Origin of the sequence: Micromonospora sp. BRA006-A, assembly GCF_033433935.1 — a bacterium.
Classification (GTDB): domain Bacteria; phylum Actinomycetota; class Actinomycetes; order Mycobacteriales; family Micromonosporaceae; genus Micromonospora; species Micromonospora aurantiaca.
Map to the genome: position 1 here is coordinate 2709845 of NZ_JANCLW010000001.1, position 14320 is coordinate 2724164.

Genomic DNA, 14320 nt, shown 5'->3' on the forward strand with positions numbered 1-14320 from the left:
CCGGAAGGAACCGACATGTTCGAGAACCTGAAGATCGCCGGCCGGGCGATCCGCACGGTCTTCACCGCCGACCCCATCACCCGGGTCCGGCGCTTCTACGAGATCCAGTCACCCGACGTGGAGTTCGCGGCCCGCCGTACCCACTACATGAACGTGGGCTACTGGTCCGACGGGGTCACCGACATCGACACGGCCGCCGACGCGCTGGCCGACAAGCTGGCCGACGCCGCCGGGCTCAAGCCGGACGACACCGTGCTCGACGTCGGCTTCGGCTACGGGGACCAGGACTTCAAGTGGCTGCGGGAGCGCCAGGTCGCCAAGGTGTACGGCCTGAACATCACCCCGCACCACGTCGAGGCGGCGCAGCGCCGGGCGCAGGAGGAGGGGCTCGCCGACCGGACCGACTTCCGGCTCGGCAGCGCCACCGAACTGCCCTTCGGGGACAACACCTTCGACCGGGTCGTCGCCCTGGAGTCCGCCTTCCACTTCTACCCGCGCAGCGCGTTCTTCGCCGAGGCGCTGCGGGTGCTGCGCCCGGGCGGCGTGCTCGCCACGGCCGACATCATCCCGGTCAGCGGCGACGTCGTCCGCGCCGCCATCCAGTCCGGCCCGCTGAGTTTCGTCAAGTTCAGCATCCCGAAGGAGAACTGGCACGACCGGGACACGTACCGGCAGCAGTTGGTCGAGGCCGGCTTCGCCAACCCGGAGGTCCGCTCGATCAAGGAGCAGACCTGGGAGGGCTGGCGGGCGTACATGGCCGAGCGGACCAACGACCCCGCGTTCCGGGCCGTCGTCAAGCCGGCCGTCCGCAAGAGCATGGCGGCCCACTGGAAGAACCAGGACCTCATGAAGCGTGAGCTGGCGCAGCTCGACTACGTGATCGCGGTCGGCCACAAGCGGTGACACCGCGTACGGACGAGGGGCCCGCCGACCGGTCGTGACGACCGGCGGACGGGCCCCTCGCCCGGTGGGATCAGACCGCCGGCGCCGCGCTCAGTGCCGTCGAGATGGCCCGCAGGATCGCCGGCTGGTGCTCGGCGAGGAAGAAGTGCCCGCCCGGGTAGACCTTCAGGTCGAACGCTGCGGTGGTGTGGTCCGACCACGCCCGGGCCTCCTCGACAGTCGTCTTCGGGTCGTCGTCACCGGTGAGGACGGTGATCGGGCAGCTCAGCGGCGTCCCCGGCCGGTAGGTGTACCGCTCGGCGGCCCGGTAGTCGTTGCGGATCGCCGGCAACGCGGCGCGCAGCATCTCCGGATCCCCGAGGACGGCGGAGTTGGTGCCGCTCAGCTTCCGGACGTCGGCCAGCAGCCCCTCGTCGTCGAGCAGGTGCACCGTCTCGTGCCGTGACTTCGACGGCGCCCGGCGCCCGGAGGCGAACAGGTGCGCGACGCTGCCGCCGTCCTGCTCGATGAGCCGGGCGAGTTCGAAGCCGAGGCTGGCCCCCATGCTGTGCCCGAAGATGGCCAGCGGCTCGTCCCGCCAGGGCCGCAGCACGGTGAACACCTCGCGCGCGAGGTCGTGGATGTCGCCGATGCACTTCTCGTGGCGCCGGTCCTGCCGCCCCGGGTACTGGATCGACAGCACCTCCACGGCGGGGGAGAGAGCGCGGGACACCGGGAAGTAGAAGCTTGCCGACCCGCCGGCGTGGGGCAGGCACACCAACCGCCTCGCGCCGCCCGGAGCGGGGTGGAAGCGTCGCACCCACAAGCCGTTGTCGGTATCTGGCGTCGTCATCCTCTGGTGGTCCTTCCGGCGGCTGCGGTTGCCGACCGGATCGGCGCGGACCCGGTCGAGGCGACGCTAGTGCGACGGGTCGGGACCGGACACCCCTAGCTGGTCGGTTGCCTGGTTAGGGGTTGTCCGCGCTCGCGCGCAACCAATAACTTCTCCCGGCAGATGGGGATCTGCGTGGCTCTCGGCCGAGCGAGCCGAACGACAGATACAGGTGTCGCCTGAGACTTCTGCGCATTCGTACCGTCGCTTACGTCGAGTCTCCGCCGTGAATCGCGATGGGCTGGGTTGATGGACACCGAAGAGAAGCTCCGGGAGTACCTGAAGAGAGTCACCGCCGACCTGCGGCGGACCCGGCAACGGCTCCGGGACGTCGAGGCCGACGCGCAGCAGCCCATCGCGATCGTCGGCATCGGCTGCCGGTTCCCCGGCGGGGTGCGCACCGCCGAGGAACTGTGGGATCTCGTCGCGTCCGGCGGTGACGCGATCGCCTCCTTCCCCACCGACCGCGGCTGGGATCTCGACGCGCTCTACGACCCGGAGCGGTCCCGGCCGGGCACCTCCTCGGTCCGTGAGGGCGGATTCGTGGCCGACGCCGCCGAGTTCGACCCTCGGCTGTTCGGGGTCTCGCCGCGGGAGGCCCTCGCCATGGACCCGCAGCAGCGGCTGCTGCTGCAGACCTCGTGGGAGGCCGTCGAGACGGCGGGGATCGACCCCACAAGCCTGAAGGGCGCCCGGGTCGGGGTCTTCGCCGGCATGACCCACAGCGGGTACGCCCACCCGCCGGAGACCCCGCCGGCGGGCGTGGAGGACTACCTCGGTCTCGGCAACGCGGGCAGCATCGCCTCGGGTCGGGTGGCGTACTCGTTCGGGTTCGAGGGTCCGGCGGTGACTGTGGACACGGCGTGTTCGTCGTCGCTTGTGGCGTTGCACCTGGCGGTGCAGGCGCTGCGGTCGGGGGAGTGCGATCTCGCGCTGGCCGGCGGCGTGACGGTGATGCCCACTCCCGCTGTGTTCGTCGACTTCACCCGGCAGGGCAACCTGTCCCCGGTGGCCCGGTGCCGGGCGTTCGCCGACGCGGCGGACGGCACGGCGCTCGCCGAGGGGGTCGGTGTGCTGCTGGTGCAGCGCTTGTCGGATGCGCGGCGTGACGGGCGTCGCGTTCTGGCGGTGGTGCGGGGTTCGGCGGTGAATCAGGACGGTGCGTCGAATGGTTTGACGGCGCCGAATGGTCCGTCGCAGCAGCGGGTGATCCGGCAGGCGCTCGCCGACGCCCGGCTGGGCGTGGGTGATGTGGATGTGGTGGAGGCGCACGGCACGGGCACGACGTTGGGTGATCCGATCGAGGCTCAGGCTTTGCTGGCGACGTACGGGCAGGGTCGGGATGTGCCGCTGTTGCTCGGCTCGGTGAAGTCGAACATCGGTCATACGCAGGCCGCTGCGGGGGTGGCCGGGATCATCAAGATGATTTTGGCGATGCGGCACGGGGTGGTGCCGGCGTCGTTGCACGTGGATGTGCCGTCGTCGCATGTGGACTGGTCGTCGGGTGCGGTGGAGTTGGTGACCGAGTCCCGTGAGTGGCCGGCCGTGGAGCGCCCTCGGCGGGCGGGTGTGTCGTCGTTCGGCATCTCGGGGACCAATGCGCACGTGGTCCTGGAGCAGCCGGAGGCCGAAGCCGATCTCGAGCCCGTCGCGGTGCCGGTGGGTGTGCCGGTGCCGTGGGTGGTGTCGGGGCGTTCGGAGAGTGCTCTGGTGGGTCAGGCGTCGAGGTTGGCGTCGTTCGTGCGGGGTCGGTCTGACCTGTCGGTGGCTGATGTGTCGTGGTCGTTGGTGAGGTCGCGGGCGGCGTTGGAGTATCGGGCGGTGGTGTGGGGCTCGGACGTGGACGAGCTGGCGGCGGGCCTTGCGGCGGTGGCTGAGGGCCGGTCTGCGGGTGTGGTGTCGGCGGGTCGTCGGGCGGTGTTGTTCACGGGTCAGGGTTCGCAGCGTGTGGGTATGGGCCGGGAGCTGTACGAGACGTTCCCGGTGTTCGCGAAGGCCTTCGACGGGGTGTGCGCGGGGTTCGATGGCCTGTTGCCGCGGGCGTTGCGGGAGGTCGTGTTCGCCGAGGCGGGTTCGGGTGAGGCCGCCCTGGTGGATCAGACGGTGTTCGCGCAGGCGGGGTTGTTCGCGGTGGAGGTGGCGTTGTGGGAGTTGTTGTCGTCGTGGGGTGTGCGGGCTGATTTCCTGGCGGGTCATTCGATCGGTGAGGTGACGGCGGCGTACGTGTCGGGGATGTTGTCGTTGGCGGATGTGTGCACGTTGGTGGCGGCGCGGGGTCGGTTGATGCAGGCGTTGCCGGCTGGTGGGGTGATGGCGGCGGTGGGTGCGTCGGAGGAGGCTGTCGCCGRGCTGMTCGGTGCGTCGGGTGCGGGTGTGGATGTGGCGGCGGTGAATGGTCCGGCGTCGGTGGTGGTGTCGGGTGCCTTCGGCGGGGTTGCGGTGGTGGTGGCGGCCTGTCGTGAGCGGGGTTGGCGGGTCAAGGAGCTGGCGGTCAGTCACGCGTTTCATTCGCGGTTGATGGAGCCGATGCTGGAGGAGTTCCGGTCGGTGGTGGCGGGGCTGGACTGGCGGGCGCCGCGGATCCCGATCGTGTCGAACGTGACCGGCGCGGTGGCGGACGCCGCAGAGATCACCGAGCCCGGCTACTGGGTGCGGCACGTGCGGCAGCCGGTACGGTTCGCCGACGCGGTGCGCACCCTCCACCAGCAGGACGTCACCCAGTTCCTGGAGGTCGGCCCCGACGCCGTACTCACCGCCATGGCGCAGGACTGCGTCGAGGCGACCGGCGAAGTCCGGTTCACCGCCACGATGCGCGCCGGGCACTCCGAGGCCGACACGCTGCGCACCGCCCTCGCCGAGCGGTACGTCACCGGCGACCACGTCGACTGGACCGGATACCTCGCCGCCCTCGACGGGTCCGGCCCCGAGCGGGCAGCCGAGGCACGCCCCCGCGCCATCGCCCTGCCCACGTACGCCTTCGACCAGCAGCGCTACTGGCTCAACGCCAGCGCGGGGGTCGAGACGGCGCCCGGGCTCGGTGTCCGCCCCGTCAACCACGCGCTGCTCGGCGCCGCCGTACGCGTCGCCGACGACGACGTACGGGTCTTCGGCACCGAACTCTCCGTACTGACACACCCGTGGCTCGCCGAACACGTCGTCTGGGACTCGGTGGTGGTGCCCGGCGCCGCCCTGGTCGAGATGGTCCTGCACGCGGGCGCGCAGGTCGGCTGCGACACCCTCGACGAGCTGACCCTCCAGGCCCCGCTGGCGCTCGCCGAGGACGGCACCCGGGCGGTGCAGGTGAAACTGGGCGCGGCGGACGAGGACGGTCGCCGGACGGTCACCATCCACTCCCGCGCCGCCGCCGACCCGGACGGCGAGTGGGACCGCCACGCGGCGGGCGTCCTCGCCCCCGCCGTACCGCAGCCCGACCGGTCCGATCCGGCGCCGTGGCCGCCCAGCGCCGCCACCGCCGTCGCGGTCGACGGGATCTACACCGAGCTGTCCCGTCTGGGCGTCGAATACGGCCCCCTCTTCCGTGGCCTGCGCGCCGTCTGGCGCACCGGCGACGAGGTGTGCGCCGAGGTGGCGGTGCCCGACGGCATCGAGGTCGCCGGCTTCGGCCTGCATCCCGCCCTGCTGGACGCTGCGCTGCACGTCGTCGGCCTGCTCGACTCCGACGCGGAGGATGCCTCCGGCGTACGCCTGCCCTTCGCCTGGACCGGCGTCACCCTCTCGGCGGTCGGCGCGACCGCGCTGCGGGTACGCGCCCGGCGCAGCGGCGGCGGCGTGGCCCTGACCCTGACCGACCCGGCCGGCGCCCCCGTCGCCCGGATCGACTCCCTGGTCTCCCGCCCCGTCACCGCCGGACAGGTGCGCGGCGGTGACTCCGCAGCCGACCCGCTGTACGCCCTCAACTGGCAGAGCGTGCGGCCGGGTACCCCGGCGACCGTCCGGGTGGTGCTCCTCGGCGACGCGCCGTCCGACCTGTCCGAGATCGCCAGGTACAAGCTCGCCGAGCTGGCGGAGGCGGTCGACTCCGGCCGGATCGACCCGGAACTGGTGCTGCTCGCCGCGTACACCGACGACGAGGACGCCCCGGTTCCCGCCGCGACGCGGAGCCGGCTCACGGCGGTGCTGGCCGCCGTCCAGGGCTGGCTCGCCGACGACCGGCTGGCGGAGCGGCGGCTGGTCGTGCTGACCCGCGGGGCCGTCGCCGCCGGCGACACCTGTCGTACGGGCGACCTGCCCGGCGCGGCGGTCTGGGGCCTGCTGCGCTCGGCCCAGGCGGAGCACCCCGACCGCTTCGTGCTCGTGGACCTCGACGAGGCGCGGCAGCCGGAGTCCTGCACTGTGGACCTGGTGGCCCGTGCGGTCGCCACCGGCGAACCCCAACTGGCGGTCCGGGACGAGCAGGTGCTGACGCCCCGGCTCGCGCCGGCCGTCCTCGACCCGGTGCCGGCCGCCGCCCTCGATCCCGACGGGACGGTCCTGGTCACCGGGGCCACCGGTGCCCTCGGCGGTCTGCTGGTCCGGCACCTGGTCAGTACGCACAAGGTGCGCCACCTGCTGCTGGTCAGCCGCCGCGGAACCGACGCCCCCGGCGCGGCGGAGCTGCTCGCCGAGCTGACCGCGCTGGGTGCGCAGGCCCGCCTGGTCGCCGCCGACGTGGCGGACCGGGACCGCCTGGCCGCGGTGCTGGCCGACGTTCCCGCCGAGCACCCGCTCACCGGCGTGGTGCACGCCGCCGGCGTCCTCGACGACACGGTGATCTCGGCGCTGACCCCCGGCCGGCTGTCAGCCGTTCTCTCCGCCAAGGCCGACGCCGCCTGGCACCTGCACGAGCTGACCCGATCGCGGCCGCTGGCGATGTTCGTCCTCTTCTCGTCGGTCGCCGGTGTCCTCGGCGGCCCCGGGCAGGGCAACTACGCCGCCGCGAACGCGTTCCTCGACGGCCTCGCCGGGCACCGGCACGCCTGCGGCCTCGCCGCCACGTCCCTGTCCTGGGGCCTCTGGGCCGCGGACAGCGGGATGACGGGCGCACTCGACGCCGCCGGGCGGCAGCGGATGAGCCGCAACGGCCTCAGCCCACTCGGCACCGGCCAGGCGCTGCGCCTCTTCGACAACGGCCTGCACGGTGGACGCCCCCACCTGGTGCCGGCGCTGCTCGACCTCGCCGCGCTGCGCCGCCAGGCCGACGCCGGCCAGCTCCCGGCGCCGCTGCGCGGCCTGGTCCGGGCCCGGCGGCGCGTCGTCGAGGGCGGCGGCGACGGCGGCCCGTCCTTCGCGCAGCGCCTCGCCGGCACGCCCGAGGCCGAACGCGGCCGGCTGGTGGAGGACCTGGTCAAGGCGCAGGTCATCGAGGTGCTCGGCTACCCGCCGGCCACCGTCGTGCCGTCCGGGCAGACGTTCACCGGCCTCGGCTTCGACTCGCTGACAGCCGTGGAGCTGCGCAACCGGCTGACCGCCCTCACCGGCATCCGGCTGCCGGCGAGCCTCATCTTCGACTGCCCCACGCCCGCCGCCCTCGCCGACTTCCTGCTGGTCGACGCCGCCCCGCCGAAGCCCGAACCGGGCCTGCTCGCCGAACTGGACCGGCTGGAGGCCGCGTTCGCCGCGACCGCGCCGGAGGAGCTGGAGCGGCTGGCCGCCGACGACGAGACGCGTACCGCCGTGGCGGTCCGCCTCCGGGCGCTGGTCACCCGGTGGAGCGACACCACCGACCGGCCCGACGACGTCGGCCAGGCCCTCGACGACGCCTCGGACGACGAGCTGTTCGACTTCATCGACCAGAAGTTCGGCCGATCCTGACCACGAGTCCGCCGCTTGCCCCTTAGCGACAGGTGATCAACCCGATGGCGAACGAAGCCAAGCTCCGCGAGTACCTCAAGCGCGTCACCGCTGACCTGCACGAGACCAGCGAGCGCCTGCGGGCCGTCGACGAGCAGAATCACGAGCCGATCGCGATCGTGGGGATGGGCTGCCGCTACCCGGGCGGGGTGCGGACTCCGGAGGCGCTGTGGCGGCTGGTCGAGTCCGGCGTCGACGCCGTCACACCCTTCCCGGCGGACCGGGGCTGGGACGTGGAGAGCCTCTACGACCCCGACCCGGACGCGCACGGCAAGTCGTACACCCGCGAGGGCGGCTTCCTGCACGACGCCGGCGAGTTCGACGGCGGCTTCTTCGGCATCTCGCCCCGCGAGGCGCTGGCCATGGACCCGCAGCAGCGCCTCCTGCTGGAGGTCGCCTGGGAGACGGTCGAGCGGGCCGGCATCGCCGCGGACTCGCTCAAGGGCAGCCGCACCGGCGTGTTCACCGGCGTCATGTACCACGACTACGTCTCCCGGCTCAACGGCGTGCCGCAGGAGGTCGAGGCGTTCGTCGGCACGGGCAACCACGGCAGCGTCGTCTCCGGCCGGATCGCGTACACGTTCGGCTTCGAGGGTCCGGCCGTCACCGTCGACACCGCCTGCTCGTCCTCACTGGTGGCGCTGCACCTCGCCGTGCAGGCCCTGCGTTCCGGCGAGTGCACCCTCGCGCTGGCCGGCGGCGTCACCGTCATGTCCAGCCCCGACACGTTCGTCGGCTTCAGCCGCCAGCGCGGCCTGTCCCCGGACGGGCGGTGCAAGTCCTTCGCGGCCACCGCCGACGGCACCGGCTGGAGCGAGGGCGCCGGGTTGCTGCTGCTGGAGCGGCTCTCCGACGCGCAGCGCAACGGCCACCGGGTGCTCGCCGTGGTGCGCGGCAGCGCGGTCAACTCCGACGGCGCCTCCAACGGCCTCACCGCGCCGCACGGCCCGTCGCAGCAACGCGTGATCCGCCAGGCCCTCGCCAACGCCCGGCTCGCCCCGGCCGACGTGGACGCCGTCGAGGCCCACGGCACCGGCACCCGCCTCGGCGACCCCATCGAGGCGCAGGCCCTGCTCGCCACGTACGGCCGGGACCGGGCCGACGACCAGCCTCTGTGGCTCGGGTCGATCAAGTCGAACCTCGGGCACACCCAGGCCGCGGCCGGCGTCGCCGGCGTCATCAAGATGGTCATGGCGATGCGTCACGGCGTCCTGCCGCGCACCCTGCACGTCGACGAGCCGTCCCCGCACGTCGACTGGTCGGCCGGCGCGGTGAGCCTGCTCCGCGAGCCGCGCCCGTGGCCGCGCGCGACGAGGCCCATGCGCGCGGGCGTCTCCTCGTTCGGTGTCAGCGGCACCAACGCCCACGTCGTCGTCGAGGCCGCCCCGCCCGCGCCGCAGCCGGCCACCGACGCCGTCACCGGTCCCGACCTGCTGCCGTGGGTCGTCTCCGCGCGCAGCGCCGCAGCGCTCGGCGCCCAGGCCGACCGGCTGCGCTCCTGGCTCGCCGAGCACCCCGACGCCGCGCCGGCCGCCGTGGGCCGGGCCCTGGCCACCGGCCGGTCCGTCCTGGAACACCGGGCGGTGCTGCTCGGCGCCGACCGGGACGAACTGCTCGCCGGGCTCGGCGCGCTGGCCGACGGGGTTCCGGCCGCGTCCGTGCGGCGCGGGGTCGCCAGTCCCACCCGCGTCGCCGTGCTCTGCACCGGCCAGGGCGCCCAGCGCGTCGGCATGGGCCAGCGGTTGTACGCCGCCTTCCCGGCCTTCGCCGACGCCTTCGACGCCGCCTGCGCGGAGCTGGACAGGCACCTCGACCGGCCGTTGCGCGGCGTGCTCGACGGCCCCGCCGACGTGCTCGACCGCACCGGGTACGCCCAGGCGGCGCTCTTCGCCGTCGAGGTCGCCGCCTACCGGCTCGTCGAGTCCTGGGGTGTCGTGCCGGACTTCGTGGCCGGGCACTCGGTCGGCGAGGTGGCCGCCGCGCACATCGCCGGCGTGCTGTCGCTGCCCGACGCCGCCCGCCTGGTGGCCGCCCGGGGCACCCTGATGCAGGCGCTGCCCACCGGTGGCGCCATGGTGTCGATCCGCGCCACCGAGGCGGAGGTCCGCGCGCACCTGGCCACCGTCGGCGGGACGCCGGGCGCCGGGCTGGCCGCCGTCAACGGCCCGGAGTCCGTCGTCGTCTCCGGCGACGAGGACGCCGTGCTGGCGGTCGCCGCACACTTCGCAGCCCTCGGCCGCAGCACCAGGCGGCTGCGGGTCAGCCATGCGTTCCACTCCGCCCGCATGGACCCGATGCTCGACGCGTTCGGCGACGTGCTCGGGCAACTGACCTTCGCCGCGCCCCGCATCCCCGTGGTCTCCACCGTGACCGGAGCGGTGCTCGACCCCGACGAGGTGTGCTCCCCGGCGTACTGGCTGCGCAACGTCCGCGACACGGTCCGCTTCGACGCCGCCGTGGCCACGCTGCGTGAGCTGGGTGTCGGCGCGTACGTCGAGGTGGGCCCGGGCGGAGTGCTCTGCGCGCTCACCCAGGAGATCGTCGGCGCGGACCAGGCGGTCTGCGCCCCCGTGCTGCGCGCCGAGCACGACGAGGCGACGACCGCCCTGGCCGCCGCGGCCACCGTGTGGGCCAGGGGCGTGCCGGTGAACTGGGCGGCCCTGTTCGCCGGCCCGCCCGTGCCGGTCGACCTGCCCACGTACGCGTTCCAGCGCGAACGCTACTGGTTGCTGCCCCTGCCGCAGCCCGCCGACGTGACCGCCGCCGGGCTGACCCCGACCGGCCACCCGCTGCTCGGCGCGGTGTTCCGCTCGGCCGACGGCGACGAGGTGACGCTCACCGGCAGGTTGTCCGTGGAGACCCAGCCCTGGCTGGCCGAGCACGCCCTGCGCGACGTCGTGCTCCTGCCCGGCACCGGGTTCGTGGAGCTGGCGATGCGGGCCGGCGCGGAGGTCGGCGCCGAACGGCTCGCCGAGCTGACCCTCCAGGCGCCGCTGGTGCTGCCCGAGACCGGCGGCGTCGACGTGCAGGTCGCCGCCGAACGCACCGGCGGCGGAGCGTGGCAGCTCACCGTCCACGCCCGTCGCGCCGGCACCGACGACATCTGGGTACGGCACGCCACCGGCCTGCTCACCGAGGAGCCGGATGAGGAGACGGGCGCGCTGGCGCAGTGGCCGCCGAGCGCCGCCACCTCCCTGGACGTGTCGGAGCTGGCCGCGCGGGCGGCACGGGCCGGGTTCGCGTACGGCCCGGCCTTCTCCGGGCTGCGTGCCGCCTGGCGCGTCGGCGCGGACGTGTACGCCGAGGTGGCGCTGCCCGATCCGGCGGCCGGCGACGCCGGTGGGTACGGGCTGCACCCGGCGTTGCTCGATGCCGCCGTGCAGGCGGTCGGGCTGGGCATCGTCGACCCCGGCGAGGCCCGGATGCCGTTCGCCTGGTCCGACGTGACGCTGTCCGCCCACGGCGCCGACACGCTGCGGGTACGGTTGACCCCCACCGGTCCGGACACGGTGTCCATGCTGGTCGCCGACGCCACCGGGGCGCCGGTCGCCCGGGTCGGCTCCCTGGTGCTGCGGCCCCTGCCGGCGGGGGAGCTCACCGCCGGCGGGTCCGCGTGGCGGCGCTCGCTGTTCCGCCTCGACTGGCTCCGGCACCCCGTCGCCGGGGGCGCCGCCGACGGCACGACCTGGGCGGTGCTCGGCGAACGTCCCGCCCCGCTGCCGTCCGGCCCGCCCGCCGCCCGGTACGCCGACCTCGACGCGCTCCGCGACGCCGGGGTACCCGACGCCGTGCTGTACCCGGTGGCCGGCGCGACCGGTCCCGGCGCCGTCCACGACCTGCTCGCCGAGGTCCTCGCCGTGCTCCAGGGCTGGCTCGCCGCCGAGCCGCACACCGGCGACTCCCGGCTGGTGGTCCTCACCGGCGGTGCCGTCGCCGTGGACGACGACGCGGAGGTCACCGACCTGGCCGGCGCCGCCGTGTGGGGCCTGCTCCGCTCCGCCCAGGCCGAGCACCCCGGCCGCTTCCTCGTCGTCGACGTCGACGACGAGGAGAACTGCGCCGCCGTCCTCGCCGGCCTGCTGTCGGCCGACGAGCCGCAGGCGGCGGTACGCGACGGGGCGCTCCGCGTGCCCCGGCTCGTCGCCGCCCCGGAACCCGACGCGCCGGCGCCGGCGCTGGACCCGGAGGGCACGGTGCTGGTCACCGGCGGCACCGGTGCCCTCGGCGCGCTGACCGCCCGCCACCTGGTCACCCGGTACGGGGCCCGGCACCTGCTGCTGACCAGCCGGCGCGGCGCCGACGCCGACGGCGCAGCCGACCTGGTCGCCGCCCTCGCCGACCTGGGGGCCACCGCGACGGTCGAGGCGTGCGACGCCGCCGACCGGGCCGCCCTCGCCGCGCTGCTGGACCGGATCGACCCGGCGCACCCGCTGACCGGCGTGGTGCACACCGCCGGCGTGCTGGCCGACCGCACCCTGACCTCGCTCACCCCCGAGACCCTCGGCGACGTGCTGCGGCCGAAGGTGGACGCCGCCGCGAACCTGCACGAGCTGACCGCCGCCAGCCGCCTCGCCCTCTTCGTCACGTACTCCTCGGCGGCGGGCGTGACGGGCAGCCCCGGCCAGGCCAACTACGCGGCGGCCAACGCCTTCCTGGACGCGCTCGCCCACCGGCGACGGGCCGCGGGCCTGCCGGCGCACTCGCTGGCCTGGGGCCCGTGGGCGGAGTCGGGCGGCGGCATGACCGCCGGCCTCGACCGCGCCGACACCGACCGGCTGGCCCGGGGCGGCGTACGGCCGCTTCCCGAGGCGGACGGCCTCGCGCTCCTCGACGCCGCCCTGCTCACCGGCCTGCCCGCGACGGTGCCGATGGCGCTGGACGGGCCGGCGCTGCGCGCCCAGGCCGAGGCGGGCACCCTGCCGTCGGTCCTGCGCGGCCTGGTCCGGGCGCCCCGGCGCCGCGCCGCGCGGTCCGGCCCGGCGGAGACCGCCGCGCTGACCGGGCGGCTCGCCGGCCTCGACCGCGAGGAGCGCGCCGCGGCCCTGCTACGGCTCGTCCTCGACCAGGTCGCGACGGTCCTGGGGTACGCCGACGCCGCCGCCGTCGAGGCCGGGCGTCCGTTCACCGAGCTCGGTTTCGACTCGCTCACCGCCGTCGAACTGCGCAACCGGCTGGGCGCGGTCACCGGCCTGCGCCTGCCCGCGACGCTGGTCTTCGACCACCCGACCCCGCTCGCCCTCGCCGACCACCTGGACGCCGAGACCGGAACGGACGCCGGCACCCGGGCGGCTCCGGTCGCCGCCGTCGCGGCGCTCGACGAGCCGATCGCGATCGTCGGCATGAGCTGCCGCTACCCCGGCGGCGTACGCAGCCCCGAGCAACTGTGGGATCTCCTCGTCTCCGGTGGCGACGGCATCACCGGCTTCCCCGCCGACCGTGGCTGGGACGTCGACGACCTGTACGACCCGTCCGGCACGCGCCGGGGCAGCAGCTACGCCCGCGAGGGCGGCTTCCTGGCCGACGCCGCCGACTTCGACGCCGACCTGTTCAAGATCTCGCCGCACGAGGCCCTCGCCATGGACCCGCAGCAGCGGCTGCTGCTGGAGACCTCGTGGGAGGCCATCGAGGACGCCCGGATCGACCCGCTTGCGCTGCGTGGCCGGCCCGTCGGCGTGTTCGCCGGCATGATGTACCACAACCACGCCGCGGGGCTGGCCGACGTCCCCGAGGCCCTCGACGGCTACCTCGGCGTCGGCACGGCCAGCAGCGTGTTGTCGGGTCGGGTGGCGTACTCGTTCGGGTTCGAGGGTCCGGCGGTGACTGTGGACACGGCGTGTTCGTCGTCGCTTGTGGCGTTGCACCTGGCGGTGCAGGCGCTGCGGTCGGGGGAGTGTGACCTGGCGCTGGCCGGCGGCGTCACCGTGATGGCGACGCCCGAGACGTTCATCGACTTCTCCCGGCAGCGTGGCATGGCCCCCGACGGCCGGTGCAAGTCGTTCTCCGACGCCGCGGACGGCACGGGCTGGTCCGAGGGCGTCGGCGTGCTGCTGGTGCAGCGGCTGTCGGACGCGCGGCGTGACGGGCGCCGGATCCTCGCGGTCGTGCGGGGCACGGCGGTGAACCAGGACGGCGCGTCGAACGGGTTGACGGCGCCGAACGGCCCCTCGCAGCAGCTGGTGATCCGCCAGGCCCTCGCGAACGCCCGGCTGGGCGTCGCCGACGTCGACGTCGTGGAGGCGCACGGCACGGGCACGACGTTGGGCGACCCCATCGAGGCCCAGGCGCTGCTCGCCACGTACGGGCAGGACCGCGACGAGCGGGACGCGCTGCTGCTGGGGTCGGTGAAGTCGAACATCGGTCATACGCAGGCCGCTGCCGGGGTGGCGGGCGTCATCAAGATGGTCTTGGCGATGCGGCATGGGGTGGTGCCGGCGTCGTTGCACGTGGACGTGCCGTCGTCGCATGTGGATTGGTCGTCGGGTGCGGTGGAGCTGGTGACGGCCTCGCGTGAGTGGCCGGGGGTGGGGCGTCCCCGGCGTGCGGGTGTGTCGTCGTTCGGCATTTCGGGGACGAACGCGCACGTGATCATCGAGCAGCCGGAGCCGGAGTCCGCTCCGGCACCGGTCGCGCCCGTCGCGCCGGTCGGGTTGCCGGTGCCGTGGGTGGTGTCGGGTCGTTCGGAGCGGGGTCTGTCGG

At 74.5% G+C, this 14320-nt stretch carries 4 protein-coding genes; 3 read left to right on the plus strand and 1 reads right to left on the minus strand.

Going from position 1 to position 14320, the window contains the following annotated elements; all coding sequences use genetic code 11:
• Positions 1-15 precede the first annotated feature (15 nt).
• Positions 16-903: a class I SAM-dependent methyltransferase gene (locus NMK34_RS12840; protein WP_116506946.1), complete on the plus strand. Its 888-nt coding sequence runs from the start codon at positions 16-18 to the stop codon at positions 901-903.
• A gap of 70 nt (positions 904-973) precedes the next feature.
• Here the strand turns inward: NMK34_RS12840 and NMK34_RS12845 are convergent, their stop codons facing one another.
• A complete protein-coding gene (locus tag NMK34_RS12845) occupies positions 974-1735 on the minus strand; it encodes a thioesterase II family protein (protein ID WP_318333556.1) in 762 nt (253 codons plus the stop codon).
• A gap of 285 nt (positions 1736-2020) precedes the next feature.
• Here NMK34_RS12845 and NMK34_RS12850 point away from each other — a divergent pair, with 285 nt between their 5' ends.
• Both NMK34_RS12850 and NMK34_RS12855 read left to right on the plus strand, forming a co-directional pair.
• Positions 2021-7585, plus strand: a complete 5565-nt coding sequence (locus tag NMK34_RS12850) for a type I polyketide synthase (RefSeq protein ID WP_412098873.1) — start codon at positions 2021-2023, stop codon at positions 7583-7585.
• Positions 7586-7629: 44 nt separating this feature from the next.
• On the plus strand, positions 7630-14320 hold a 6691-nt coding region (locus NMK34_RS12855; protein ID WP_318333558.1), incomplete at its 3' end, for a type I polyketide synthase.

Excerpts from the sequence above, each read along its gene's own strand:
- NMK34_RS12840 (WP_116506946.1), top strand. The coding sequence starts at position 16 with ATGTTCGAGAACCTGAAGATCGCCGGCCGGGCGATCCGCACGGTCTTC.
- NMK34_RS12845 (WP_318333556.1), bottom strand. The coding sequence starts at position 1,735 with ATGACGACGCCAGATACCGACAACGGCTTGTGGGTGCGACGCTTCCAC.